1 protein-coding gene is annotated in these 215 nt (G+C 57.7%); it reads right to left on the reverse strand.

The annotated features are described in order from the left end of the window. Positions 1–215: hypothetical protein (locus tag ACQRAX_RS25790; protein WP_427867805.1), on the reverse strand; the 215-nt coding region annotated here is incomplete at both ends.

The following is a 215-nucleotide window of genomic DNA, read 5'->3' on the forward strand; positions in this document are numbered from 1 at the left end:
TCGTAGTTGCCGCCTTTCACTTCGGTCACAGTCGCAGTGACTTTAGAGCCGTCGAGGTAAGCGTCTTCGCCGTTGGTGTTCGGCACATCTAACTTGCCGTAACCGTCCTTGTCGACGCTGACGGTGTAGTCCTTGCCGCCGACGTTAACGGTCAGGGTGGTCGTACCCTGTGGCGGATTGCTCATCTGGAAGTGGAAGGTGACATTCGCGTCGCC

This window comes from Pseudomonas sp. UM16 (genome assembly GCF_050312595.1).
Lineage (GTDB): Bacteria > Pseudomonadota > Gammaproteobacteria > Pseudomonadales > Pseudomonadaceae > Aquipseudomonas.